Annotated in this window: 17 protein-coding genes; 9 read left to right on the top strand and 8 right to left on the bottom strand. The window is 67.7% G+C overall.

Going from position 1 to position 25,390, the window contains the following annotated elements:
- Nucleotides 1-18 precede the first annotated feature (18 nt).
- The 7 genes from K2O50_RS13530 to K2O50_RS13500 all read left to right on the top strand — a co-directional run bounded on the left by K2O50_RS13530 (nucleotide 19) and on the right by K2O50_RS13500 (nucleotide 8,795).
- Nucleotides 19-513, top strand: a complete 495-nt coding sequence (locus K2O50_RS13530) for a RidA family protein (protein WP_050705751.1) — start codon at nucleotides 19-21, stop codon at nucleotides 511-513.
- Between the two features lie 56 nt (nucleotides 514-569).
- Nucleotides 570-3,020, top strand: a complete 2,451-nt coding sequence (locus tag K2O50_RS13525) for a TonB-dependent siderophore receptor (RefSeq protein ID WP_050705752.1) — start codon at nucleotides 570-572, stop codon at nucleotides 3,018-3,020.
- 167 nt (nucleotides 3,021-3,187) lie between these two features.
- On the top strand, nucleotides 3,188-4,087 hold the full coding sequence (locus K2O50_RS13520; protein WP_177330845.1) for an aliphatic sulfonate ABC transporter substrate-binding protein: 900 nt from the start codon (nucleotides 3,188-3,190) through the stop codon (nucleotides 4,085-4,087).
- A 234-nt stretch (nucleotides 4,088-4,321) separates the two neighbouring features.
- Nucleotides 4,322-5,098 carry a 2OG-Fe(II) oxygenase gene (locus K2O50_RS13515; RefSeq protein ID WP_050705786.1) on the top strand — a complete coding sequence of 259 codons (777 nt, stop codon included), beginning with the start codon at nucleotides 4,322-4,324 and terminating at the stop codon, nucleotides 5,096-5,098.
- Nucleotides 5,099-5,103: 5 nt separating this feature from the next.
- The gene (locus K2O50_RS13510; RefSeq protein ID WP_050705754.1) at nucleotides 5,104-5,853 is read left to right on the top strand and encodes a tRNA-dependent cyclodipeptide synthase; all 750 of its coding nucleotides are present in this window, start codon (nucleotides 5,104-5,106) and stop codon (nucleotides 5,851-5,853) included.
- A gap of 70 nt (nucleotides 5,854-5,923) precedes the next feature.
- On the top strand, nucleotides 5,924-7,468 hold the full coding sequence (locus K2O50_RS13505; protein ID WP_050705755.1) for a DHA2 family efflux MFS transporter permease subunit: 1,545 nt from the start codon (nucleotides 5,924-5,926) through the stop codon (nucleotides 7,466-7,468).
- Complete coding sequence (locus K2O50_RS13500; protein WP_050705756.1) at nucleotides 7,455-8,795, top strand: LLM class flavin-dependent oxidoreductase; 1,341 nt, start codon at nucleotides 7,455-7,457, stop codon at nucleotides 8,793-8,795. The genes K2O50_RS13505 and K2O50_RS13500 overlap by 14 nt, the downstream gene beginning before the upstream one ends.
- Before the next feature lie 94 nt (nucleotides 8,796-8,889).
- On the opposite strand, the gene K2O50_RS13495 is transcribed toward K2O50_RS13500, so the two are convergent.
- From K2O50_RS13495 to K2O50_RS13465, 7 genes are all read right to left on the bottom strand, one after another.
- Nucleotides 8,890-9,804, bottom strand: coding sequence for a fatty acid desaturase (locus tag K2O50_RS13495; protein WP_259470155.1), 915 nt, complete (start codon nucleotides 9,802-9,804; stop codon nucleotides 8,890-8,892).
- 88 nt (nucleotides 9,805-9,892) lie between these two features.
- Nucleotides 9,893-10,960: a GNAT family N-acetyltransferase gene (locus K2O50_RS13490; protein ID WP_050705758.1), complete on the bottom strand. Its 1,068-nt coding sequence runs from the start codon at nucleotides 10,958-10,960 to the stop codon at nucleotides 9,893-9,895.
- Nucleotides 10,961-11,381: 421 nt separating this feature from the next.
- Nucleotides 11,382-12,665 (bottom strand): histidine decarboxylase, encoded by a 1,284-nt coding sequence (locus K2O50_RS13485; RefSeq protein ID WP_052896505.1) that lies wholly within the window; start codon nucleotides 12,663-12,665, stop codon nucleotides 11,382-11,384.
- Between the two features lie 80 nt (nucleotides 12,666-12,745).
- Entirely contained in the window at nucleotides 12,746-13,495 is a 750-nt protein-coding gene (gene dhbA / locus K2O50_RS13480) for a 2,3-dihydro-2,3-dihydroxybenzoate dehydrogenase (protein WP_050705787.1), read from the bottom strand.
- The gene (locus K2O50_RS13475) at nucleotides 13,495-14,361 is read right to left on the bottom strand and encodes an isochorismatase (RefSeq protein WP_050705759.1); all 867 of its coding nucleotides are present in this window, start codon (nucleotides 14,359-14,361) and stop codon (nucleotides 13,495-13,497) included. Before K2O50_RS13475 ends, dhbA begins: the two co-directional genes overlap by 1 nt.
- 17 nt (nucleotides 14,362-14,378) lie before the next feature.
- Nucleotides 14,379-15,980, bottom strand: a complete 1,602-nt coding sequence (locus K2O50_RS13470) for a (2,3-dihydroxybenzoyl)adenylate synthase (RefSeq protein WP_050705760.1) — start codon at nucleotides 15,978-15,980, stop codon at nucleotides 14,379-14,381.
- Nucleotides 15,981-16,006: 26 nt separating this feature from the next.
- Nucleotides 16,007-17,179 carry an isochorismate synthase MenF gene (locus tag K2O50_RS13465; RefSeq protein WP_050705761.1) on the bottom strand — a complete coding sequence of 391 codons (1,173 nt, stop codon included), beginning with the start codon at nucleotides 17,177-17,179 and terminating at the stop codon, nucleotides 16,007-16,009.
- Nucleotides 17,180-17,308: 129 nt separating this feature from the next.
- Here K2O50_RS13465 and K2O50_RS13460 point away from each other — a divergent pair, with 129 nt between their 5' ends.
- Together K2O50_RS13460 and basC are read left to right on the top strand one after the other, a co-directional pair.
- Nucleotides 17,309-21,595, top strand: a complete 4,287-nt coding sequence (locus K2O50_RS13460; protein ID WP_259470154.1) for an amino acid adenylation domain-containing protein — start codon at nucleotides 17,309-17,311, stop codon at nucleotides 21,593-21,595.
- A gap of 61 nt (nucleotides 21,596-21,656) precedes the next feature.
- Entirely contained in the window at nucleotides 21,657-22,976 is a 1,320-nt protein-coding gene (gene basC, locus K2O50_RS13455) for a putative histamine N-monooxygenase (protein WP_050705763.1), read from the top strand.
- 126 nt (nucleotides 22,977-23,102) lie between these two features.
- Here basC and K2O50_RS13450 read toward each other — a convergent pair whose 3' ends face one another.
- The gene (locus tag K2O50_RS13450; RefSeq protein ID WP_050705764.1) at nucleotides 23,103-25,208 is read right to left on the bottom strand and encodes a condensation domain-containing protein; all 2,106 of its coding nucleotides are present in this window, start codon (nucleotides 25,206-25,208) and stop codon (nucleotides 23,103-23,105) included.
- Between the last annotated feature and the right edge of the window lie 182 nt (nucleotides 25,209-25,390).

Here is a 25,390-nt window from a genome sequence, read left to right as displayed (position 1 = left end):
CATCAGTGGAGCTTCGCCATGCCTTTCAAGCACGCCCTTCTGGGGTTGGGGGTCCTGTTCGCCGCGGCCAGCCAGGCCGCCGATATCGAGCGCGTCCCCTCGACCTATCCCAACTCGCCGATCCTGCAGTCGGCGACCCTGCCGCCGGGCACGGCGCTGACCTTTGTCTCGGGCATCCTGCCCGACCCGGCCGACCCCAAGGCGGCCAAGGACGAGCTGCGCGCCAGCGGCGACACCGAGGCGCAGACCGTGGCGGTGCTGCGCAAGGTAGAGGCCGCCCTGGCCCCGCGCGGACTGGGCCTGGGCGACGTGGTGCAACTGCGGGTGTACCTGGTGGGCGACCCGAGTTTGCAGGGGCGCATGGATTTCGACGGCCTGCAACGCGGCTTCCGCCAGTTCTTCGGCAGCGAGCACCAGCCGTTGAAGCCGACCCGCACCACGGTGCAGGTGGCCGGGCTGGTGTTGCCCGGCGCCCTGATCGAAGTCGAGGCGGTCGCTGCCAAGGCCCGTTGAGCCCCCGAACCCGAGCGCGGCGGCCGGGCCATGGCCGCCACAAGGAATATCCGCAGATGCCCAAGACCTTCAAGCTTTCCCCCGTGGCCACCGCCCTGGCCCTGAGCCTGGCCGGCGAGGCCATCGCCGCCGAAGACCCGGCGCTGTCCACCGTGGTGGTGACCGGCGTACGCGGCAGTCAGCAACGCACCGTGACCGACAGCCCGGTGCCGGTGGACGTGATCTCCGGCGAGCAGTTGCGCACCAGTGGCCAGAACGGCCTCAAGGACATGCTCACGCGCCTGCTGCCCTCGTTCAACGCGCCGACCATCAACGGCGGCGGCACCGCCTTCCTGGTGCGCGGCATCAGCATGCGCGGGCTGGGCGGCGACCAGGTGCTGATCCTGGTCAACGGCAAGCGCCGGCACAACACGGCGATGATCAACAACAATGCGCGGGTCGGCACCGCTGCGGTGCCGGTGGACCTGGACCTGATTCCCACCGCGGCGATCGAGCGCATCGAGGTGCTGCGCGACGGCGCGGCGGCGCAGTATGGCTCCGACGCCATCGCCGGGGTGATCAACATCATCCTCAAGCAGGACGCCGAGGGCATCACCTCCGACAGTTCGGTCGGCCAGTACTACGCCGGCGACGGCACCAGCGGCCATGAGGCGGCCAACGCCGGCTTCGGCCTGGGCGACGGCGGCTTCCTCAACCTGTCGTTCGACGCCAAGGTGCAGGAGCCCTACGACCGCGCCGGCGCCGTGCGCGGCAACTTCACCACCTTGGCCAACGGCCAGCCCGACCCGCGCCTGACTGAGCGCCACGGCTGGGGCGAGGAATACGGCCTGGGCCGCGACCGCACCTACAGCGGCGCCTACAACCTGGAGCTGCCCCTGGGCGAGGAACTGAAGCTGTATTCGTTCTCCACCCTCAGCTACCGCGACGGCAAGAAGGTCCTCGGCCACCGCGCGCCCACCGACATCACCGCGACCAACTGGCTGGCCAACACGCCGTATCCGAAAGGCGGCCAGGCCACCCGCGAAGTGGAGGAGACCGACTACCAGTTGCTCGCCGGCCTCAAGGGCCTGGCCGCCAATTGGGATTGGGACCTGTCGACCACCTATGGCCGGGACAAGGCCAAGCTGTATACCGACAACAACCTCAACCTGTCCAACGACCCGTTGCTGAGCCAGCGGCGCTTTCACCTGACCGACGAGATCTTCGACCAGTGGACCACCAACCTGGATTTCAGCCGGGCCCTGGACATCGGCTGGAGCAGCCCGCTGGAGACCTCGTTCGGCGTCGAGTACCGTTGGGAGAAGTACGAGCTTACCGAGGGCGAGCCCAATTCCTACAACTACGGTGACTATGTGATCCCCAGCGGCCCGCTGGCCGGGCGGCGCCCGGACCCGGGGCTGTTCTCGGTCAACGGCACCACCCCGGAGGACGCCGGGCAGATGATCCGCCACAGCGGCGCGGCCTATGTCGATTTCGGCCTCAACCTCACGCCGCAGTGGTACAGCGCCTTCGCCCTGCGCTACGAGCGCTACAACCAGGAGGTCGGCGAGACCGTCAGCGGCAAATTCACCACCCGCTACGAGTTCGCCCCCGGCTATGCGGTCAGGGCCGCGGTGAGCAATGGCTTCCGCGCGCCGTCCCTGGCGCAGAACGTGTTTTCCTCGACCAGCTCGGTGACCATTTTCGGCGCCGGCGGCAGCACCAGCACGGCGCGCACCAAGCAGATGCGCCCTGGCTCGCCCGAGGCCATCGCCCTCGGCGCCCAGACCCTGGAGCCGGAAAAGTCGCGCAACTACAGCCTGGGCTTCACCGCCGAACCCACCGACCGCCTGCGCCTGACCGCCGACTTCTACCTGATCGACATCGACGATCGCATCCTGCAGACCGGCGTGCTCACCGGCCCCGCGGTGTCGCGCATCCTGGTGGCCAACGGCCTGTCGCCGGACCTGTCGGGGCAGTACTTCGCCAACGCCGCCGATACCCGCACCAAGGGCGTCGACCTGGTGGCCGAGTACCGCCAGCCGCTGGCCGAGTACGGCACCGTGCGCTGGAGCCTGGCCTACAACCACAACAAGACCACCATCCGCGACCTGGCCGACACCCCGGCGAGCCTGTCGAGCCTGGGGGCGGGCTACGTGCTGTTCGACCGCCAGCAGCAGATCGACCTGACCAAGGCCACGCCCAAGGACAAGTGGATCCTCAACAGCAACTACAAGGTCGACGATTGGACGGTGAACCTGACCCTGACCCGCTACGGCGAGTACACCGAAGGCTCGAACATCCCAGCCAACGACCGGACCTACGGCGCCAAGTGGATCACCGATATCGACGTGGCCTATGACCTGACCCAGAACATCACGGTGGCCCTGGGCGCCAACAACCTGTTCGACAAGTACCCGGACAAGATCGGCATCGTGCCCTGGGCCGGGACCTACGAGTACGGGATGTTCTCGCCGTATGGACTGGGTGGGGGGTACTACTACGGCCGTGTGAGTCTGGCGTTCTGATGAGTCATCCAGCCATGGGAGCTTCCTGCATGATTGAGCGTGGGAGCGGGCTTGCCCCGCGATCACCGGCAGGGCCGGTGCCATCCAACGCGCTGCCTGCATCGCGGGGCAAGCCCGCTCCCACGGGATTCAGGGGGCGTTACATCCTGGCGGGGTTGCTGTGCCTGATGCTGGGCGTGTCACACGCCGACGAAACCCTGCGCGTCTCCAGCCAGAAGAACTCGCTGCAGGTGCTGCTGCAGGCCGCCGGCGAGCTCGACGATGTGCCATACCCCCTGGAGTTCGCCGCCTTCGGCGCCGCCGCGCCCACCGCCGAGGCCCTGGCGGCCGGCGCGGTGGATATCGGCACCCTGGGCACCGCGCCGTTCGTGTTCGCCACGGCGGCCGGCACCGGGCTCAAGACCGTCGGGGTGGTGCGCCTGCAGGTGACGCCCACGGCGGTGGCGATCGTCGTGCCCGAAGCATCACCCCTGACCGACGCGGCGTCGCTGGTGGGCCGGCGCATCACCACCACCCGCGGCTCCATCGGTCACTACCTGGCGCTGGCCGCATTGCGCGCCAGCGGCCACAACGGCGGCGACGCCACGTTCGTGTTCCTCCAGCCAGGCGAGTCGCGCAGCCTGCTGGCCAACGGCGGCGCCGACGCCTGGGCCACCTGGGATCCGTACACCAGCATGGTCCAGCTCGAAGGCGGCACGCGGGTGCTGGTCAGCGGCGAAGGTTTATTCGCCGGCAACATGCTGCTGGTGGCCAACCCTGCGGCGATCCGCGACAAGCCGGCGCAACTGCGGGATTTCCTGCATCGGGTCGGCCGCGCCTGGGACTGGGCCAATGCTCATGTCGAGCAGTTCTCGGCGATCCAGGCCCGCCAGAGCGGGCTGCCACTGGAAGTGCACCTGCGTTCGAACCACTACTCAAAACCTCGCCGGGTCGCGGTGGACGACGCCCTGGTCAGGGACCTTGCCGACACCGCCCGGCTGTACCGGGACGAGGGGGTGATCGGCCCAGGCTTCGTTGCCGAACAACAGGTGGACAGGCAGTTCAATGAGGCGCCGGAAGTTCAGTGAAAGTTGCCCGATGTGTGTGACGTAAGTTGTCATTTTTATAATGTTCATGCGCATTGCTGATAATGACTGAAGTTGCTCTGTAATATTTTGAAAAAAGTTTTGACGCTAGAGAAAAACGATATTTCACAAGTGCTTGCCGCTTGTTGAAGATGGCTTGGCGACCATCGGATGTCGCCGGTTATTTGCCCATCACAGGTGCAGTCAAACCGTTCAGGAATACGCGAGGGAGTGTTCATGCTGACGATTACCACGGTCGAGGAGTTGACCGCCGCACAGTTAGACGATGTGATTCACGCCCGTACACTGGGCATCCTGATCAAAGGTTTTGCACCCGCCGATACCGTGGCCCTGGCCCTGGAGCGCCTGAGCCATCACGAATTGCGCGGCGCGTTCAGTGAACAGACCGAGTTCGTGCGCCTGGGCAAGGCCTATATCGAGATCAAGGACGAGGCCAGCCGCGCCGAATACCACGGCCAGGCCATCGGCAACATCCGCAAGATCCGCAGCGCCTTCGGCCCGCTGGCTTCGCCCATCGATCACCTGCGCCTGCTGCTCGACGAGGTCTGGCCCAAGGGGGCGCGGCTGCTGGACGTGAACGGGCAAAAGTGCTTCGTCGGCATCGCCCGCTTCCAGGGCAACAATGTCGACCTCACGCCGCATACCGACGACCTGGCGCGCAACGCCCCGGCCGATCACCAGCCGCGGCTGCTCACCCAGCTGTCGACCAACATCTACCTGCAGATCCCCGAGGACGGCGGCGAACTGGAGATCTGGAACCTGCACCCCGACGAGGCCGAATACCAGCGCCTGCGTGGCCAGCGCGCCTACGGCATCGAGCGTCACCTGCTGCCGCCGCCGGACCTGGTGGTCAAGCCCGAGCCGGGCGACCTGATCTTCCTCAACCCGCGGCTGATCCACGCGGTGCGCCCATCGGCCACCAGCACCCGGGTCACCCTCGGCGTATTCATCGGTTATTTCGGCGACGACCAGCCTTTGGCCTACTGGAGCTAAGCGACATGAGCAATGTGGAAGCGATCAACCTCAAAGCCTATTTCAACAAGGGTGGCGAAGAACTGGACTTCACCGGCAAGCGTTGCGTGCTGGCGGTCAGCGTGGGCCAGGAATACCACGAGGAGCACAAGCTCAGCTCCACCGTGCACCTGATCAACAAGTCCGGCTTCAGCCAGGTGAAGGTGGTGGTGGCCGACACCTTGCAGCGCCACAACAAGCACGGCAAGTCGCCGGGCGAGGCGCTGTCGGCGTCGATCCGCGACGGCGACGCGTGGCTGGCGCGCAACCGCAAGTACCTGGCCGGGCTCGAAGCGCCGGTGCGCATCAGCCGCTGGAACCAGGAGCTGGCCTCGGACCGCTACGCCGAGCTGCGCCAGCAGGTGAACCAGCTGTACCGCGACAGCGAGGACCTGCGCGGTGCCATCGAGGCGACCATCGGCGTGTTCATCGAGCGTTTGCGATTGCGCGACCCCGAGGCGGATCTGGAGCGCGCCGCCGCCCAGTGCCGCGAGTACATCCTCGAGGAGGTGCCGATCATCCTGCCCCAATGGGCCGAGGAGGGGTACGACTACGTGATCTATCCGCAACAGATGACCGATGCCATGGCCACCGCCCGGCGCCTGCTGGTCGAGCCGCACGCGCCGGAGCGGGTGCACTGGCTGCCGCTGAAGTTCAAGAAGCGCGGCATCCCGATTCCCTTCACCCTGCCAGGGGCGGTGCACCCGGCCTGGGCCGCCAGCGCCATCGCCATCTGAATCGCTGCAACCCCGGCCCCACGCCACACGGACGACGGCCTTCATACTGAAATCCGGAACAGGAGTTTCCATGGGCGTTTTTGCGCAACAGCAACGCAAATGGTGGGCTTTGCTCGGCGTGAGCATCGCCAGTTTTCTCGGCTGCGTCGACTTCACCATCGTCAACACCGCGCTGCCGGCGCTGCAGGCCGACCTTGGCGCCTCGGTGGACAGCCTGCAGTGGGTGATCAACGGTTTCATCCTGGCGCTGTCCAGCGCCATGGTGCTGGTTGGCCGGCTGGCCGACCTGAAAGGCCGTCGGCGGGTACTGGGCATCGGGCTGGGCGTGTTCGGGCTGGCCTCGCTGGCGGCGGGGCTGGCCAGCGGCATTGATACCCTGGTGGCCGCCCGGGTCGCCCAGGGCCTGGCCTGCGCGGTGCTGTACACCGCGTCGGGGGCGATCGTCGCGGCCACCTTCGCCAGCGAGGAACAGGGCAAGGCGTTCGGTGTGCTGTTCGGCGTCAACGGCATCGGTCTTGCCGCGGGGCCGGTGCTGGGCGGGCTGATCACCAGCGCCTTCGGCTGGCAGTGGATTTTCCTGGTCAACGTGCCGTTCGTGCTGCTGAGCTTGGCGATCATCGCAGTGGCGGCGGACGAGTCGCGGGCCGGCGAGGAGGGCGCGCGGCTCGACTGGCTGGGTGCGGTGCTGTTGCTGGTGGGCTTGCCAAGCCTGGTGCTGGTGATCGTCCAAGGTGCTGCCTGGGGTTGGACTTCGGCCACTACCCTGGGCCTGCTGACGCTGGCGTTGTTCGCCTTGCTGGCCTTCGTCGCGGTCGAGTTGCGGGTCGAGGCGCCGATCATCGACCTGCGCCTGTTCGCCAACCGCCGCTTCGTCGCGGCGGTGACCGCCAGCTTCGGCCTGGCGGTGTTCTACTGCGTGGCGTTCTTCGTGATGCCGCTGTACCTGGCGTTGATCCGTGGCGAGAGCGTGCAGGCCAGCGGCCTGCTGTTGCTGCCGACGACGCTCGGGGTGGCGCTGCTGTCGCCGTTGGTGGGGCGTCTGGTGGATCGCAAGGGCCCGGCGCTGCTGGTGCAGGCCGGGTTGCTGCTGTTCGTGCTGTCCGCCGTGCTGCAGGCGGCATTTGGCGAGCACACCTCACTGTTGCATCTGTTGGGCGCATTCGCCGTGATGGGGCTGGGTTGGGCCTGCATCCTCGGGCCTTCGACGGTACTGGGGATCTCCTCGGTGCCGCAGCAGGTGAGCTCGGTGGCCATGGGCTCGCTGATGACCCTGCACAACGTCGGCGGTGGGCTCGGGCTGGCGGTGGGAGTCGGGTTGTACCGGGCGGTGGCCACCGATACGTTGTCCGCCGCCAGCGGCGTGCCCGCGCAGACCGACTGGCTGGCCCGGGCGGCAGCGGCGCCGGAGCAGGGGGCGGTTTTGTTGGGCGAGCACCTGGGGCAGGGCGGCGATGTGCTGCAGGGCTGGGTGCATGCCGCGTTCCTCGACGGTTACCAGGCGCTGATGGTGTTTCTCGCCGTCAGCCTGTTGCTGGTCTGGGGTGGCGTGACCTTGCTGCTGCGAGCGAAGAAGGCAAGCGTACCCGCCCAGGAGCCCAGCCATGGCAAGGCGTGACGGCCGCCTGCGGCTGGGCGCCTTTCTCTCCGGCTCCGGTGCTCACGCCGGCAGCTGGCGACACCCGCAGGCCGACGCCGACGCCTCGATCAACTTCGAGCGCTACCGGCAGTACGCCCAGACCCTGGAACGCGGGCGTTTCGACGCGCTGTTTCTCAACGACAACGTCGCCGTCGGCGAACTGGACCCACGGGTGCTGCGCAGCAGCGCCTACAGCCTGCGCTGGGACCCGCTGACCCTGCTGCCGGCGCTGGCGGTGGTGACTCGCCACATCGGCCTGATCGCCACCGCCAACACCAGTTTCAACGAGCCCTACAACATCGCCCGCAGCTTCGCCTCCCTCGATCACCTGTCCGCTGGTCGCGCCGGCTGGAACCTGGTTACCGCGCTGATCGGTGGCGAGAATTTCAACCAGGCGGCGCACCTGCCCCATGCCGATCGTTACGCCCGCGCCGAGGAGTTCTTCGATGTGGTCACCGGGCTCTGGGACAGCTGGGCGGACGATGCCTTCCCGCTGGACAAGGCCTCCGGTACCTGGCTGGAGACCGCGCGCATGCGGGTGCTCGACCACCAGGGCGAGCATTTCCGCGTGCGTGGCCCGTTGAATGCTCCACGACCCGTGCAAGGCTGGCCGGTGATCGCCCAGGCCGGTTCCTCGCAGGCCGGCCGGGCGCTGGCGGCACACAGCGCCGAGCTGGTGTTCACCGCCCAGCAGACCTTGAGCGAGGGTCGGGCGTTCTACGCCGACATGCACCAGCGCCTGGCCCTGGCCGGGCGGACGCCGGAGTCGTTGCTGGTGTTTCCGGGCCTGGCGCCGGTGGTGGGGCGCACGACCAGCGAAGCCCAGGAGAAGCACGAGCAACTGCAGGCGCTGGTGGATCCGGAGGCGGCGCTCAAGGCGTTGTCCTTCCTGCTGGACATCGGCATCGACCTGGAGCGGCTGCCCGCGGAGGCCCCGGTGGTGCTGCCGGAGCCGTTGCCGCTGACCGAGCGGCACCAGAGCCGCCAGCAGCTGGTGGTGGACCTGATCCGCCGCGAACGGCCCACCGCCAGGCAGTTGCTGGCCAGGCTCGGCGCAGGCGGGCACCGGCTGCTGGTGGGTACGCCTTCGCAGATCGTCGAGGAGATGGCCTGCTGGTTCGAGGAAGGGGCGGCGGATGGCTTCAACCTGCTGTTCACCCATCTGCCGGGTGGGCTGGATGATTTTGTCGGGCAGGTGGTGCCCGAGTTGCAGCGGCTGGGGTTGTTCCGGCGCGAGTATGAGGGGCGTACGTTGCGGGAGAACCTGGGGTTGCGGTATGTGCCCAATCGACATTTTCAGGGCTGAGGATCGCTGGGGGCGCGTTGCGCCCCTTTCGCGGCACAAGGCCGCTCCTACAGGTGATCGCGTGCCTGTGTAGGAGCGGCCTTGTGCCGCGAAATCAACCCCGCTGATCGAAGAAGTGCCCCATCAGCTGCAACAACGGCCGCCGCCGGTTCTTCACCGCGAACTCCCACTCATGGGTCTGCGACGGCGCATGGCCGAGCTCATGCTCGCTCAGCAGCTTCTGCACCTGGGCCAAGCGGTACCACGGCACCGAGGGGAAGGCGTGATGAACGATATGCAGGTTGAAGTTGAGGATCACATAGCGCGACCACAGCGGCAGGCTCTTGCAGTCGTGGGATACCCCGTCCTGCTCCCAGAACTGCAGGCGGTCAGCATCTCGCGCAAGCAACGGCGCCTCGGCGTGGTGGGGCAGGTTGAGCAGCTCGACCATAAAGAACAGGAATACCGAGGTGATCCCGTAGAACAGCACCAGGTCCAGCAGGTGCCCAAAGCTCCAGGCCAGCACGGCCGCCGCCAGGTAACCGGCCAGGTACAGGCGGGCGAAGCGGATCTCCTTGAGAATCCTCGGCGAACTGTCACCCTTGGCCCGGGCAATGAACGGCGCGCGCCAGTTGAGCAGGAAATGGTTGGCGGCGATCATCGGGATCCAGTGCTTCCAGACGAACTCCAGGGTGCGCTCCTGTTTTTTCGTCATCACTGAGAAGCGCTCGATCATGCCGCGGTTCTCCGGGTCGTTCACCGGGTGCGCGGTCCAGGTGTGGTGGGCCATGTGGAAGCGCCGGCGGACCAGGAACGGCAAGGCGATCAGCCAGCCGTCGCAGTGGCCGATGAAGTCGTTGAGCCGGCGGTTGGCCGAGGCGGCGCCGTGGGTCGCCTCGTGCATGATCAGGTAGAGCTGCACGGTGGCCAGGCCGGCCAGCGCCAGACCCAGCAACTGCAAGGCGGTGGAGTCGGCGAGCCAAAGGTTCCAGGCCACCGCCAACAACAGCAGGTCAGCGACCCAGAGCATCACGGTCCAGGGTTCCCGGGCGCCGTCGGGGATCTGTTTTCTTACACTAAGCCATTGGTCCTTGGTCACTTGCAAAAACTCCGATCGGTTAGCTGGCGGCCCGGGAAGCCGGGGCTGCGGGAATGCTGCAGAGGTTGTTGGCCAGGTGTGCGTAGGCCAGGTCGAAACGGGCGATGTCGTCGTCGAAACCATGGCTGCGCGGGGCTACGGCGAAGTCCTGGAACACCAGCTGGAGGCAGTCGTAGCGGCTGCCGTTCTCCAGGTGCCAGGCCGGCAGGTAGGCGGTGATGGCAAAGCCCAGGCGGCGCAGGCTGGCCAGCAGCTCCAGCTTGTCGGCCAGGATCACCAGGCTGACGTACTCCGCCTGCGCATGTTGGCGCAGCAGCGCGCCCAGCTCCGCCAGCACAGCCTGGCTTGACAGGTAGCGACCGCACTGGCCCGACAGCATCAGCGCGCCGGCCTGGGGATCGTGGCTGTAGCTGAGCTGGCCATGACGTTCGGCGCCGGTGGGGCCGCTGAGGAAGGTGTCCGGGTAGTTGCCGGGGGTGACGGCGAGCTGCAGGGCGGGGTAGAGCAGGCGGCGGACGAAGTCGGCGGCGCGGGTGGTCACGTACCAGGGCGCGACATGCACAAAGCCAGCCTGGGGCACCGGGTGGATGGCGGTCAGGTGATACTCGCGCAGGCCGTCGACCTTGTCCGGACCGCCGTCGTGCCCCACCAGCACCGCGGGGCGAATCTTCTTCATGACGCCGTGGCTTGCGATGTTGCGGGTGATGTAGAAGCCCAGCTCCAGGGGCTCGGGCCGGTGGGTCTCGAAGCCCAGGCGCACCAGGCTGGAAATGGCGCCGGTCCTGCGCGCATCGGGGTGGATCACCCCGTGGCAGACTTCCCACGAGCGGTTCCAGGGGCGGCGGGCGATGCAGCAGCATCCGAGCAGCTGGCCTTGGGCCTCGGCGACGAACCATTGCTGTTGCCCGCTGCCCATCGAGTGGCGGATATAGTCCGGGCTCTGGCAAGGGTGGGTGGTCTGCCCATAGACCTGCTGGAACAGCGCGGCGAGGGCTTCGATATCGGTGGAGCTGGCCGGGCGATAGCGCAGTGTTTCGGTTTCCGGCAACGGCGCAACGGCCGTTTGCGGCGAACGGGTCGCAGTCATGACGCACCTTTTGTCTTTATTGAAGGCGAACGAAGGCAGTGACCGCCCAAGGCAGGTCACGGGCACGTGGCGGGGCTGGGGTCAGTGACGGGGATGTCGTCGCAGGTCGGCGCGGCGGGGCGATTCGTATAGAGGGTGAGGCGAGGGGGCGTCATCCGTGAGCATGGCCATCATGCGACTCCTGTACATGGCGGGTTCTTGTTCAAGGCCAGCGCAAATCCTTGGCGCTGGCAGGAAAGGGACTATAGAGCCACACAGGGGGCCGTCAAACGGGTATCGGCAGGAAGCGGCAACGCGTTGCCTAGGCAAGGTGCCGAGGCGGCGGGCAGGCCCGCCCCCTGTTTTTCGGCACGCCAGGTCCAGGAGCAGTGCGCTGTAGGAAAAGGCTGACATGTAAATGGTTGTAAAGACGACCAGGCGTTCAGATATCGCTGTCCTTGAGGCGGGCAAGGCCGCTGTCGCGTGTGGCTCTCGCATGGCCCGGCAGCGGCTCAGGCCGAGGTAGTCCTGCCGTGCTGTAGACCCGGGTACGACTGCCCAGGCCCTCTACCAGGGGCGCCTGCAGCGGGTATCGAGTGCGGGCCTTGAGGTCGGCGATCACCTCGTCAAGCAGCGCGTCGATCTGCGTGCTGTCCTGGTGATGAGCGGTGGTGATCAGGTGCGCGGTGTCGCCCGAGGTGGCCAGGCAATGGCGTTTCCACACGCTGGCCGAGGGGCAGGGGAACACCACGGTGATCGAGTTGGGGTTGCGCCAGGCCTCGATGCCGGCCGCCCGCAGCCGGTCCACCGCATGCTGGGCCAGGTCCAGGCAGCGCTGGATGCGTGCGCGCCAATCCTCCAGCGACCGGCTGCACAGGGCGGCCCACATCATCAGTGGCGTGTGGCCGTTGCGCGAGCCGCTGATGGTCTGGTCGCGGGCGCTGATGTAGTCGATTTCCACCGAGATGCGCTCGACGTTGCCGCGCCGGGCCACGACGATGCCGCAGGGCATCGGCGAGCCGATCATCTTGTGCCCGGAGACGCAGATCGAGTCGATGCCGTCGGCGAACGAGTAGGGCTCGGGGGCGTCGACGAAGGGCAGGATCATGCCGCTCAGGGCCGCGTCGGCGTGCAGGTAGTAGTCCTCGCGGCGGATGCCGGCTTGGGCCAGGCGCTGCTGGATGACGGTGATGTTGTCGGTGGCACCGCGCAAGGTGGTGCCGATATTGGCGAAGATGATCGGGTGGCGTTCACCGTCGACCGTGATCCGCGCGACCAGGTCGTCGTAGTCCATCTCGCCGTTGGCCTGGGATTCCACCACCTGGGCCTTGATGCGCAGCAGGCGGACGATCTTGGCCACCGAGTAGTGGGTGTCCTTGGAGTAGTAGAGGGTGGCGTCGGGAAACAGCTCGCGGGCCAGGTAGCAGCCGAACATGTTGCCTTCGGTGCCGCCGTTGGTGACGTAGCCCCAGCTGTCCTCGAACGGGATGTGGAACAGCTCGGCGAAGAAGCGCATCACCTCGCGCTCGAAGTCGAAGGAGTTGAGCAGGTAGTTGCTGGGTTCGTTCCAGTCGCCGCAGTTGTTGATGGAAAAGCGCATGAAGCGGTGCAGCAGGCTGTAGTCGAAGTCGGCCGACTCGGGGTAGCCGACGTTGAAGTACTGGTGGGTGAGGCAGTACTGCCAGAAGGCCTCGAGGCGCTTGTGGTCGGCGGGTGAGAATGTCATGTCCAGCTCCATGGTGCGCGCTCGACCGGCCAGGGCCGAGCGCGGTGCGGGTGAAAGTCCTTGTCAGTGCCGCATCAGGCTCAGGCGGCCAGGGTGGCGCCGCCGTCGACCACGATATCCTGCAGGGTCACGTGCCCGGCCTGCTCGGAGGCCAGGAACAGCACCACCTGGGCGATGTCGTCGGGCGTGGCGATCTTGCCCAGCGGCACGCCGAGCTTGAACTGCTCCGGCAAGCCGTCGACCAGCTGGCGTTCGCCCGCCGGGTCGCCGAGCATACCGGCGAGCATCGGCGTGCGCGTCGAGCCCGGCGACACCACGTTGCAGCGCACGCCGTAGGGCGCCAGCTCCAGGCCCACGCAGTGACTCAGGCTGACCAATGCGGCCTTGGAGGCGCAGTAGGCGGCCATGTTCAGGCGCGGCACGTGGGCGGCGTTGGAGGCGACGTTGACGATGGCGCCGCGGCGCTGGCGGCGGAACACCGGGGTCCACTGGCGCATCAGGTAGAACGGCGCGCTCACGTTGACATCCAGGCAGCGCTGCCAGTCCTCGCAGGACACCTCGTCACTGCGCCCCAGGCGCAGCACGCCGGCGACATTGACCAGCACGTCGAGGTACTGCGCCTGCTCCTTGAGGCGGTCGCAGACCCGCTGCACGTCGGCCGGGTCGGTCAGGTCGACATGCAGCAGCGGGAACGGCAGGTCGGCCTCCTCGCAGTCCAGGCCGATGACCTCGGCGCCTTCCTCGAGAAACTGCTGCGCCACGCAGCGGCCGATGCCGCTGGCGGCGCCGGTGACCAGCACGCGCCGGCCGGTGAAACGGGCCATGGCCATCAGGCGGCCCCCCGCGCTTGCACCAGCGACCACCAGCCGTCCAGGGTCGGCGCGTTGGCCAGCTCCTCGAAGCTGACGGCGATACCGCGCTGCTTGAGCTCGGCGGCCAGCTTCATCACCTGCAGCGAGTCCAGGCCGTAGAAGATCAGGCTTTCCTGTGGGTCGAGGTCGCTGTCGTCCTCGATCATCTGGCGCACCCGGCCATGCAGCCAATCGCGGGTGGTCTCGCCCGCGGGTTGGGTCAGCAGGGCGCCGGTGTCGGTGACATGGCCGCAGCGGGTGGCCACGTACTTCAGGGCCAGGCGGTGCTCCTCCTCGGAGAAGTCGGCCACCGCGTCACCTACCAGGAACGCCTGGATATCGTTCATGAAGGCGTCGGCGGCGGTGATCATGCAGCCGATATGGGCGTACACGCCGCCGATCAGCAACTGGTCGCGCCGCCAATCGCGCATACGCTCGAGCAGGTCGGAGCGCTGGAAGGCGCTGTAGCGCCACTTGGTCAGCACCGTGTCGCCCGGCTGCGGCGCCAGGGCGTCGATGATCGGTTGCTGCTCGGGGCTGGCCGCCGGCAGGCCCGGGCCCCACATGGCGTTGAGCAGGGCGCGGTCCTCGGGCGGCTGTTCATGGGGCTGGGCGGTGTAGACCACCGGGATGCCCTGCTCGCGGGCCCACAGGATCAGCCGCGACAGGTTGTCCACCAGGGCGGTGAGCAGGGCACCGTCGGGCTGGTAGAAACGCAGGAAGTAGCGCTGCATGTCGTGGATCAGCAGCACGGCGCGGGCCGGGTCGGGCTGCCACTGGGTCTTGTTGGCCGGGTAGCTGGCCCGCTGCGGCATGGCATAGTCGTGGATGGTTGGAATGGTCATCTCGGGTCCTTGGATGGTCAGGCGGTCGGGGCGACGGCGAGCAGCGCGCGCAGTTGCTTCTTGTCGATCTTGCCCACCGCGGTCAGCGGCATGGCGTCGATCAGCCGGATCCGGTCCGGGAGTTTGTACTCGGCGATGCCCAGACCCATCAGGTGGCGGCGCACGGCGATCGGCTTGAGTTGCGGGTTGCGCGAGACGATGAAGGCGCAGCTCTTTTCGCCGAGCAGGTCGTCGGGCAGCGCCACCAGGGCGGCGTGGGTCACGTCCGGGTGCATGACGATCAGGTTCTCGATCTCTTCCGAGGCGACTTTCTCGCCGCCGCGGTTGATCTGGTCCTTGACCCGGCCGACTACCCGCAGGTTGCCATTGGCGCTGCGCTGGACGATGTCGCCGGAGTGGTAGAAGCCGTCCTGGTCGAACACCTGGGCGTTGTGCTCGGGGCTCTTGTAGTAGCCGCAGAAGGTGTACGGGCCACGGGTGGCGAGCATGCCCGGCTCGCCGTCGGCGACCGGCTGGCCCTGCTCGTCGAGGATGCGCACCTCGTCCAGCTCGCTGATCGGCCGGCCCTGGGTGGTGAACACCTGCTCGTCGCTGTCGTCCAGGCGGGTGTAGTTGACCAGGCCCTCGGCCATGCCGAACACCTGTTGCAGGCGGCAGCCCAATACCTCGGGAACCTGACGGGCCAGGGCCTCGGCGAAGCTGGCACCGCCGACCTGCAGCAGGCGCAGGCTGCGCAGCTTGGCCGCGTGCCCGGGCGCGGCCTGCAGCCACAGGGCCACGGCGCTGGGCACCAGGGCGGCCATGGTCACGGCGTGGCGCTCGATCAGGGCGAAGCAGTTGAGCGGCTCCGGATTGGCCGCCATGACGATGCAGCCGCCGGCATGCAGCACGCCCAGGCCGCCGGGGGAGCTGAGGGTGTAGTTGTGTGCGGCGGGCAGGGCGCAGAGAAAGCGTGTGGCGCTGTCCAAGGCGCAGATCTGCGCGCTGGCCCGCACGCTGTAGGCATAGTCGTTGTGGGTGCGCGGGATCAGCTTGGGGGTGCCGGTGCTGCCGCCGGACAGCTGGAACAGCGCCACCTCGTCGGCAGCGCTGGGCGCGTAGTGGGTGCCGCGCACATCGGCGCTGGCGCTCCAGTCGTCGAGGGCATCGAGCATAAGCGTCAGTTGCGGACGCAGGCCTTCCTTGGCCAGGTCGTCGAGGAACGCGTCGTTGCGGAACACCTCATGCTCGGCCGAGGCGATCAGCAAGGCGGGGCGGATCTGCCGGGCGAAGGCGCCCAGCTCGTGCTGGCGGTGGCTGTAGAGCGCGTTGACCGGGGCGATGCCGGCCTTGAACAGGGCAAACAGCACGATGTAGAACTCGGCGACGTTGGGCAACTGCACCAGTGCCGTGTCGCCCTGGCCCAGACCGTGGGCGGCCAGGCGCGAGGCCAGGTTGGAAGCGCGCCGGTCCAGTTCGCCGTAGCTGATGCAGCGTTCGCCGCAGAGGATCGCCGGGGCCTGTGGCTGCGCGGCGGCGCGCTCGATCAGCAGTTGGCTGAGCGGCTGGTCGTTCCAGTAGCCGGCGGCGCGATAGCGCTGCGCCCGGTCCGCGGGCCAGGGGGTGAATTCGATGGTCATGGGCATCTCGGAAAGCGGGTTTGAGGTCAATGGTCCAGGCCGCAGGCACGCAGCATGGTGCCGAGCTTGGTCTGCACTTCGTTCCATTCGGTGTCGGGGCTGGAGGCCTCGACGATGCCGGCGCCGGCGAACAGGCGCACGCGCTGGCCGCTGAAGGTGCCGCAGCGGATGGTCACCACCCACTCGCCGTTGCCCTGGGCGTCGCACCAACCAACCATGCCGGTGAACAGGCCGCGCTCGAAGGGTTCGACGAAGCGGATCAGTTGCCGAGCCCGCTCGGTGGGGTAGCCGCACACGGCGGGGGTCGGGTGCAGGCGGCAGGCCAGTTGCAGGGCGTCGATATCGGCCGTGGCCAGTTCGCCCTCGATGCGGGTGGACAGGTGCCACAGCGCGGCGGTGCTGATCAGCGACGGCCGCTCGGGGACCTGCAGGCGGCTGCACAGCTCGCCGACGCGCTGGGCGATGTCCTCGGTGACCAGGCGGTGTTCGTAGTGGTCCTTCTCAGATGCCGCCAGCCATTGCGCGTTGGCGCGGTCGGCCGCAGGGTCGGCCATGCGCCGCACAGAGCCTGCCAGCGGATTGCTGACGAACGCCGTGCCTTGCTTGTGCACCAGCAGCTCCGGGCTCACCCCCAGCAGGGTGGCGCCGTCGGCCAGGGGCACGCGGAAGTGGTAGCCCTCGCGGTTCAGCGCCTTGAGGTTGGCCTGCACCTGTGCCGGGTCCACGGGCGCGGCGAAGTGCAGTTCACGCTGCACCGAAAGCACGGCCTTGCGCACATCGCTGTGCTGGAAGTTGACGATGGCATGGCACACGGCGCGCTTGAAGCCGTGTTCGTCGGGGATGTTGGTCTGGCTGTGCAGCGCCGGCAGCGCGCCGGCCTGGGCGGGCGCCGCGGTGCGCTGCTGCCAGGCATAGGCCTGGGGAACGTACAGGCTGCAAGCCTGGGTGCTGTCGAAGGGGATGGCGCCGACCACGATCGGGTTGTCCTGCCCGGCCTGGCGGGCGCGTTCGAAGGCCTGGTCGATGCTGCGCCGCAGCGCGCTACCGGCCAGGTGGCTGCCGTTGGCCGGGGTGTCGATCCGCTCGCGCAGGCCGCTGACGCTCAGCTCGCGGTCGCCGGATGTGAATGAAAAGCTCGAGTCCTCTTGGCTGAGCGGCACGGTGTCCCTGTCTTGCAAACGCAGGGTGCCTGTCTTCATGGGTAGCCTCCTTGGCCGATGGGTGAGAAAGAAAACCTTGAAATATAATCATTCTCGTTAGTAAATATGAGGACGCGAAACACATGGATTTGTCAACCACGCGGGTAAGCGATGAGAGAGTTAACTTCGATGCAGGCCGCCTGTTGGATCGGGCGGGATGCACATGCGGCACTGGGTGGCGTCAGCGCGCACCTGTATGCCGAGTTCGATGGCCAGGCCATCGATGTGGCGCGCCTTGCGGGCGCACTTGAGGGGCTGTACCGGGCACATCCGATGCTCAGGCTGCGCATCGACGGGCAGGGGCGGCAGAGCATCGACGAGACGCTGCGCGCCCATCTGGAGCTTGAGGATTTCAGCGATCTGGACGGGCCCGCCGTGGAGCGACGCCTGCTGGAGAAACGTCTCCAGTGGAGCCACCAGCGCCTGGACCTGGGTGCTGGCCAGGGTGCGCGTTTCGGCCTGAGCCTGTTGCCGGGCAATGCCGCTCGGCTGCACGTGGACACCGACATGATCGCGGTGGACCCGTCCAGCTTCCGGGTGCTGATGGAAGACCTGGCCCGGCTGTACGACACCCCTGAAACCATGCTGCCGAGCACGCCGAGCTACTTCGACTGGCTGGACCAGGCGCGTGCCGATGCCGACCTGCGCGATGCTCGCAGCCGCGACCGCGCCTGGTGGCGGACACGCCTGGCGCAGATCGCACCGGCGCCGACGTTGCCCTTGCTTGCCCCGGGCCCTGCACGCAGCGAGCGCTTTGCCACCCGGCTCGAACCCGATCAGTACCGCGCCTTGCAGCAGGCGGCGCGGGTGCAGCGGATCACCTCGTCGGCGTTGCTGCTCGGGCTGTTTGCCACCGCCCTGGGCGAGCACACCGGCGATCGGCGTCTGCGCCTGAACGTCCCGGTGTTCTGGCGCGAACCGGTGCTGGAGCCGGTGCAACGGATCGTCGGCGAGTTCGCCAACCTGGTGCTGGTCGATGTCGACTTCACCGGCGTCGCCAGCCTTGCCGCGCTGTGCCAGGACCTGCACCGGCAATTGGTCGAACGCCTGGCGCACAGCGCCTATCCAGGCGTAGACCTGATGCGCGACCTGTCTCGCCATCACGGCACGCCGCAACTGGCGCCGGTGGTGTTCACCGCAGGGCTGGACCTGCCCGGTGGCGAGCTGTTCTCCGAGCGCGTGGGCCGGGTGTTCGGGCCGATGGACTGGGTGATCTCCCAGGGTCCGCAGGTGGCGCTGGATGCGCAGGTGGCCCAGGTCGATGGCGGCTTGCTGGTCAACTGGGATGTGCGCCTGGACGCACTGCCGGCGGATTGGGTCCAGGCACTGTTCGAGCGCTTCATTGCCCTGGCCGTCGCGGTGGCTGCCGACACGGGCGCCCTGCACCAGCCTTTGACGATCGCGGCCAGCCGGGATCGCCCCTTGAATGCCCTGCAGCAGGCCTACCTGCTGGGGCGTGGCGAGCATCTGACGCTGGGCGGCGTGGCCATGCAGGAGTTCCGTGAGTACCGCGGGCGCATGGACCTGGCGCTGCTGCGCAGCCGCCTCACGGACATGGTGCGTCGCCATGACAGCCTGCGCACCCGCATCGATGCCCAGGCACTGACCCAGTCGTTGAGCGACCAGGTGCAGGTCAACCTGGAGGTGATCGACCTGCACGCATTGACGGCCGAGCAAGCCCAGGCGCAGCTCGAGGTCCGTCGCGAGGCCTATGCCCACGCGCTGTTCGACCTGGCCGGGCCGCCCTGGAATGTCACCGCCTTCCAGCTGCCGCAGGGCGAGCTGGTGGTGTTCGTGCGCTTCGATGCGCTGATCCTCGATGGACGCTCCATCGCCACCTTGATGATCGAGCTGTTCGACGGGCATTGCCAGCCGCTGACTGCCAGCGAGCCGACGGCAGTCGTCGTCGACCGGAGCGAGGTGCGCAAGGCCGATGCCGAGTATTGGAAGTCAAAGCTGGCCGAGGTCGATGGCGCGCCACGGCTGCCTTGGCGCTGCGCCCTGGACAAGGTCGGCGTGGCCCGATACGCACGCCAGCGCCAGGTGATCCCGGCCCCGACGTACAAGGCGTTGAGCCGCGCCGGTGCGCGCGAGGGGCTGTTCAAGAACTCGACGATCATGGCCGTGGTACTGGAAGTGCTCGGCCACTGGCTCGACGAGGGCAGCCTGTGCGTAGCGGTGCCGGTGGCACCGCCACAGGACGGCGCGTTCGCCAACCGTTCCAGCTTCATCGCCCTCGACTGGCAACACAAACTGCCGACGTTCGCCGAGCGCGCCAAACGCCTGCAGGCCGACGTGCTGGAGGGGCTGCAGCACCTGGCGTTCTCCGGCGTGGACCTGGCGCGCCTGCTGTACGACAGCAACGGCCCGGGCCCGGCACTGCCGGTGGTGTTGACCAATGGCCTGTCCTGGCCGGTGGGCGCGGTCGAGGGTCCGATGACCTTGAGCGCAGGCCTGACCCAGACACCCCAGGTGGCCATGGACATCCGTTTCTGCAACACCGCCGAGGGAGGCCTGGCGTTCGAGATCGACTATGCCCGCGAAGCGGTCGATGGCCGCTGGGTCGGGCAGTTGCTCGCAGCCTTTGGCCAGGCGGTGGCGCAACTGGGCGGGCAGGCCGCGTTCGAGGTCCAGGCACGGCAGTTCATCGACCTTGGCCACTACCGCCTGAACAGCAGCGAGGCGCAGGCCGAACCTGTCGATTTCCTCGGGCGCATCGCCCACAACCTGTTCGGCCCGGACAATGCACGCATCGCCTTATTGCATGGCGAGCGGCGGATCAGCTACGCCGAACTGGGCGAGGGCGTCGCCCGCATCGCCCAGGCTTTCAAGGCACGGGGCCTGCAGCCTGGCCAAGTGGTCGCGATCTGCCTGCCGCGCAGTCCCGAGCACAGCATGACGACCCTGGCCTGCGCCCTGAGCGGGCTGGTCTGGGTGCCGATCGACGCGGCGGCGCCCGAGGAGCGCCTGCGCTACCTGCTGGACAACTGCCAGCCGGCGCTGGTGGTCGACAGCGCCGCGCCACTGCTGGCCAGCCCGCCGGCCGCCCTGGACCTGACGGGCCTGGCGGCGTTGTCGGCCAGCACCGCACCGGCCTACTACCTCTATACCTCCGGCACCACCGGCAAGCCCAAGTGCGTGGTGCTGAACAACCGCGCCACGGCCAATGTCATCGGCAGCACCCTGGCGCAGTGGCAGGTCAGCCGCGACGATGTGTTTATCTCGGTGACCCCGCTGCACCACGACATGTCGGTGTTCGACGTGTTCGGCAGCCTCTGCGCCGGGGCGGCGCTGGTACTGCCCGAGCCCGGCGAGGAAAAGGACGCGCTGCGCTGGAACCAGCTGGTCAGGCAGCATGGCGTGAGTCTGTGGTGCTCGGTGCCGGCCATTCTCGAAATGCTCCTGGCCTGTCGCCAGGGCGATGGATTGCGCAGCCTGCGCCTGCTGGCCCAGGGCGGCGACTACATCAAGCCGGCGGTGATCGCCGAGCTGCGCGAGCAGTTGCCGGCGGCACGCCTGGTGTCCCTGGGCGGGCCGACCGAGACCACCATCTGGAGCATCTGGCACGAGATCGGCGACCAGGACCGCGCCAGGGTGCCCTATGGATGCCCATTGCCGGGCAACCGCTACTGGCTGCTGGACGAGCACGGCGAGCATTGCCCACAGGGCGTCGCCGGGCGTATTCACACCAGTGGCGTGGGCCTGGCCCTGGGCTACCTGCAAGAGGGTGAGCTGGTGCAGAACGACTTCGTCAGCGTGCTCGACGAGCACGGTGCGCCGGTGCGGGCTTTCCGCACCGGCGACCGTGGCCGCTACCGCGAGGACGGCGTGCTGCTGTTCGACAGCCGGGTCAATGGCTATGTGAAGGTGCGCGGCGTGCGCGTGTCGCTGCCGGACATCGAGATCGAGCTGATCCGCCATCCGGCGGTGCAGCAGGTGCTGGTGGTGGACTACGGCGACACGCAACAGGGCGAGGCCTGCATCGGCGCGCTCTATGTGCGGCGCAAAGGCGCGCCACCCGGCGCCGTGGCGTTGCGCGAGCATGCCCGGGCGTTGCTGGCGCAATCCCATGTGCCCACGCGCTTCGTCGAGGTAGCCGAGTTGCCGTTGACGGCCAATGGCAAGCCGGACCGCCGCCGCGCCCGCACGTTGCTGGAAGGCGAAACCGAGCAGCCGCCGGCAGCGACGCCCAGTGACCCGCAGCGTTGCGCCCAGGTGCTGGCGATCTATCAGCAGGTGCTCGGCGTCACGCAGCCGGCCCTGGACTTCCTCGCCATGGGCCTGCGCCCGCAGCACCTCAAACCCCTGGCCGCACGCCTGGGCGAGGCCTTCGCGGTGCGCTTGTCGCCCGCACAGCTGCTGCCGTGTCGCACGGTCGAAGACGTTGAGCGACTGCTCGCCGCCACGCCTGCCTGAATCAACCGCCCTGGGCCGCACCCAGGGCGCCATCCGTAGTTTTTGGGAAATCATCGAGCATATGGACATAGCAACCGTAGACATCGCCGGCATCGGCATCGGACCGTTCAACCTGGGCTTGGCCGCGTTGCTGTCGCGCCACCCGGACCTGCGCTGCGCGTTCCTCGAGCGCAAGGCGGAATTTCGCTGGCACGAGGGCCTGCTGCTGCCGGGCACCACCTTGCAGGTGCCGTTTCTCGCCGACCTTGTGACCCTGGCCGACCCGTGCCACCCGTTGAGCTACCTCAACTACCTGCACCAGCACGACCGCTTGTTCCAGTTCTACTACTACGACCACTTCCAGGTGCCCCGGCGCGAATACGATCACTATTGCCGCTGGGCCGCGCGCCAGCTGCCGGCCTGCCACTTCGGCGAGGAGGTCACCGGGGTGCACTACGATGGCGGCAGCGAGCGCTTCGTCATCGACAGCGTGTCGGTGTCGGGCCTGGAGCGGCGCTACAGCAGCCGAGACCTGGCCATCGGCCTCGGCACCCGGCCGTGGCTGCCGGCCTGGGCGCGCACCCGCAGCCAGGCGCCGGTGCTGCACTCGGCGGAGTTCGGCAAGCGCCAGGGCGAACTGGAGCAGTGCCGGCGCGTGGTGGTGGTCGGCTCCGGGCAGAGCGCGGCAGAGTGCGTGCTGGCCCTGTTCAATGCGCTGACGCCGGAGCAGGTGGAGGCAGGAGCGTCGATCCACTGGATCACCCGTTCAGGGGGCTTCCATCCCATGGAGTACTCCAAGCTTGGCCAGGAGTGCTTCACCCCGGCCTATATGAACTACTTCCACACCCTGGACCGGGACAAGCGCCGCGAGATCGTCGCGGAGCAGGGCCTTCTGTACAAGGGCATCAGTTTTTCCACTATCGGCGCTATCTACGACCTGATCTACGAACGCTCCATCGGCGGGCGCGAACCAGGTCTGACGCTGCTGTCCAGCTGCGAGGTGGAGACGGTTGAGGACCTGGCCTCGGCGGGCCTGCGCATGACCTTCCGCCACCGTCAGCTGGACCAGCGTGCGACCCTGGAAACCGATGCGATCGTCGCGGCGACCGGCTATGCCCATGCCTGGCCGCAGTGGTTCGAGCAGCTCAAGGGCACGGTGCTGGCCACCGACGCGCATGGCGACTGCATCGTCGGCGAGGATTTCACCGCGCAGCGCTGCGATGGCGGCAGTGGCCGGGTGTTCGTGCAGAACGCGGAGATCTTCCAGCATGGCGTCGGTTCGCCGGACCTGGGGCTGGGGCCGGTGCGCAATGCGGTGATCCTCAACCAGTTGCTGGGCCGGGCGCAGTATCGGGTGCCGCAGCGGTCGTCGTTCCAGCGCTATGGGTTGCCGCAGGACTGAACGATGGGGCTGCTGCGCAGCCCTGATTTAAATCGGACTGCGTGGGAGCGGGCTTGCCCCGCGATCACCGGCGAAGCCGGTGCTGTACCGCATCGCGGGGCAAGCCCGCTCCCACGCTGGTGATGCTTACAACACCACGTCGCCCAGCGCCCGCCGGCCGGCATCCGCCTCGGCAAATACCCCGAACGCCGCCGAAATCATCGCGCACAGGCGCTCGACCTGGGCGGCGCTGTAGCGCTCGCTGCGGTAGGTGACCACCAGGCGCAGCGAGCGCTGGCCGTCGAACACATCCTCCATGATCTCGAACTGCAGGCCGAACATCGACTCGCTCTTGTCCGGGTCGATCTGCTTGTAGCGGATCGCCTGGCCCTCGGGCGTGCGCAGGGCGCCATTGAGGGCGTTGTTGGCATGGATCTGCACGTACACATCGAACATCAGGCCCTCGGCGGGCGTCATGCCCAGCGCCTGCTGGATGGTCTCCATGGGCACGTCGGCATAGGCCATCGAGTCGTTGATCATCCGCGTCACATCGCCCAGCAGCTCGCCCAACGACTGTTCCGGGGCGAACTGCACACGGTGGGCGACCATGGTGGTGAAGTAGCCGACGGTGTCGAAGAACGCCGGGTCCGTACGCCCCGAGGCCGAGGTGCCGATCACCAGGTCCGAGAGGTTGCCGAGCTTGTGCAGCGACAGGGCGATGGCGGTGTAGATCACGCTGAACAGCGATGACTGGTGCTGCCGGGCACTGGCGCCGAGTTGCTCCAGCACGCCGGGTGCGGGACGCAGCTCCAGCCAGCGCGCACGGGTGGTCGCCTGGTCGGCGGGCAGCAGCGTGGCATCATCCCAGGCGGGCAGGGCAAGGCCGCGGGTGGCGTCGCGCAGCAGTTCGGTCCAGTACGCCAGGTGGCGCGGGTTCGGGCCCTGGGCACTCTGGGCGAGGGCGAATTCGTGGAAGGTGCGCGCCGCCGCCGGCCATTGCGGCGCACGGTCCTGGGCACGGGCCAGGTAGGCCTCGGCCAGTTCGGCCATGATCACGTTCAGCGACCACTCGTCGATGGCCATGTGATGGACCAGGAACGACAGCACCTGGTGGCCGCTGTGCGGGTCACGCAGCAGGCGTAGCCTCAGTGGCAGTTCGCGGGCCAGGTCGAAGCGGTGCTTCGCCTCGCTGGCAAGGCTCGCGCCGGTGCTCTCGGCGCTGTTCCAGAACCACTTGTAGCGGCCCAGTTCGGCCAACGGCACGATGCGCTGGCAGGCGCTGTCGCCTTCGCCATGGTAGGTGGTGCGCAGGCTGGCGTGGCGCTCCAGCAGGTCGCTGAAAGCTTGCTGCAGCAGCGCTTCGTCCACGGGGTCGTGGAAGTCCAGGGCAAAGGGCAGGTTGAAAATGGTGCCGTAGTCGAACGCCGCGCAGGCGCGCCACAACGACGCCTGGGCCAGGGCCATCGGTGCCTGCTGGATATCCCCGGCCTGATCGCTGGCCTGGCTGGCTTGCCCTTGGCTCAGCTTGGCACGGGTAGCGAGCGCCGACGCGCTGGGCGAAGCGAAGAAGTCGCTGAAGCGTAGTTCGATGCCGTGCTCGCCCTGCAGGCGCCCGATGATCCGGGTGGCCAGCAGCGAGTGGCCGCCCATGTCGAAGAAGTCATCGTCCAGGGTCATGCCAGGCTCCGCCAGGGCCTGGCGGAACGCATCGAGAATGCGTTGCGCGATGTCCGTAGAGGGCGCCTGGGACAGCGACTCGAGCTGCAGTGGCTGGTCGCCGGCCAGGGTGTCGTATTCGGCGCGGATGCGTTCGAGCAGGGCTTGCGGCGACTGGCGCAGCACCGCATGGCAGAGCAGGCCGAGCGCGGCCTGCTGGTCGCCGGCCAGCAGCAGGGCCTCGAACGGCGGCTGCGTGGTGGAATGCCAGGGCGCCGCCTGGCGCGCCCGCAACAGGGCGTCCATGCCCTCGGCCGCGCTCCGTTCGATGCGCAGGCACGGATACCAGCCGGGTTCCTGGGTCTTGTACAGGTCGCCGTCGTCGCTGAAGTGGTAGCGGCTGTTCAGGCCCGGCGTGGCTTCGACCACCGCCTGCACGGCCAGGGCCAGCAACGACAGGTCGGCCCGGGGGCCAAGACGCCAGGCGCCCAGTTGCCGGTGCAGCTGTTCGGGTTGCTGCTGCTGGGCGAACCAGGCGAGTTCCTCGTGTTCGTCCAGGGCCTGGGGCGAGGGTGGGGTGATGTTGCGTTCCAACATAGCTAGCTTCCTGCTGTTCGATCGTTCAAGGCCCGCGTCGGCCTTCACTGCCATCCATGGATCGCGGTGAGTGGCCGCGCAGAGGGGTTGCACCACCGGGGTGCATTGCGTGAATCCCGGGGATTCGTTATGGTGTGAAAGATGCAAATAATTATCATCTAGATTGGCGCACGTCAAAGCAA

Source organism: Pseudomonas sp. 2hn, from assembly GCF_019646095.1.
Taxonomy (GTDB): Bacteria; Pseudomonadota; Gammaproteobacteria; order Pseudomonadales; family Pseudomonadaceae; genus Aquipseudomonas; species Aquipseudomonas peradeniyensis.
Note: the sequence above shows the minus strand (reverse complement) of the source record. Positions and strands in the feature narration are given on the sequence as shown.

Excerpts from the sequence above, each read along its gene's own strand:
- K2O50_RS13530 (WP_050705751.1), top strand. The coding sequence starts at position 19 with ATGCCTTTCAAGCACGCCCTTCTGGGGTTGGGGGTCCTGTTCGCCGCG.
- K2O50_RS13475 (WP_050705759.1), bottom strand. The coding sequence starts at position 14,361 with ATGACCATTCCAACCATCCACGACTATGCCATGCCGCAGCGGGCCAGC.
- K2O50_RS13510 (WP_050705754.1), top strand. The coding sequence starts at position 5,104 with ATGAGCAATGTGGAAGCGATCAACCTCAAAGCCTATTTCAACAAGGGT.
- K2O50_RS13450 (WP_050705764.1), bottom strand. The coding sequence starts at position 25,208 with ATGTTGGAACGCAACATCACCCCACCCTCGCCCCAGGCCCTGGACGAA.
- K2O50_RS13505 (WP_050705755.1), top strand. The coding sequence starts at position 5,924 with ATGGGCGTTTTTGCGCAACAGCAACGCAAATGGTGGGCTTTGCTCGGC.
- K2O50_RS13485 (WP_052896505.1), bottom strand. The coding sequence starts at position 12,665 with ATGACATTCTCACCCGCCGACCACAAGCGCCTCGAGGCCTTCTGGCAG.
- K2O50_RS13490 (WP_050705758.1), bottom strand. The coding sequence starts at position 10,960 with ATGACTGCGACCCGTTCGCCGCAAACGGCCGTTGCGCCGTTGCCGGAA.
- K2O50_RS13495 (WP_259470155.1), bottom strand. The coding sequence starts at position 9,804 with ATGCTCTGGGTCGCTGACCTGCTGTTGTTGGCGGTGGCCTGGAACCTT.
- K2O50_RS13500 (WP_050705756.1), top strand. The coding sequence starts at position 7,455 with ATGGCAAGGCGTGACGGCCGCCTGCGGCTGGGCGCCTTTCTCTCCGGC.
- dhbA (WP_050705787.1), bottom strand. The coding sequence starts at position 13,495 with ATGGCCATGGCCCGTTTCACCGGCCGGCGCGTGCTGGTCACCGGCGCC.
- K2O50_RS13520 (WP_177330845.1), top strand. The coding sequence starts at position 3,188 with ATGCTGGGCGTGTCACACGCCGACGAAACCCTGCGCGTCTCCAGCCAG.
- K2O50_RS13515 (WP_050705786.1), top strand. The coding sequence starts at position 4,322 with ATGCTGACGATTACCACGGTCGAGGAGTTGACCGCCGCACAGTTAGAC.
- K2O50_RS13470 (WP_050705760.1), bottom strand. The coding sequence starts at position 15,980 with ATGACCATCGAATTCACCCCCTGGCCCGCGGACCGGGCGCAGCGCTAT.
- K2O50_RS13460 (WP_259470154.1), top strand. The coding sequence starts at position 17,309 with ATGCAGGCCGCCTGTTGGATCGGGCGGGATGCACATGCGGCACTGGGT.
- basC (WP_050705763.1), top strand. The coding sequence starts at position 21,657 with ATGGACATAGCAACCGTAGACATCGCCGGCATCGGCATCGGACCGTTC.
- K2O50_RS13525 (WP_050705752.1), top strand. The coding sequence starts at position 570 with ATGCCCAAGACCTTCAAGCTTTCCCCCGTGGCCACCGCCCTGGCCCTG.
- K2O50_RS13465 (WP_050705761.1), bottom strand. The coding sequence starts at position 17,179 with ATGAAGACAGGCACCCTGCGTTTGCAAGACAGGGACACCGTGCCGCTC.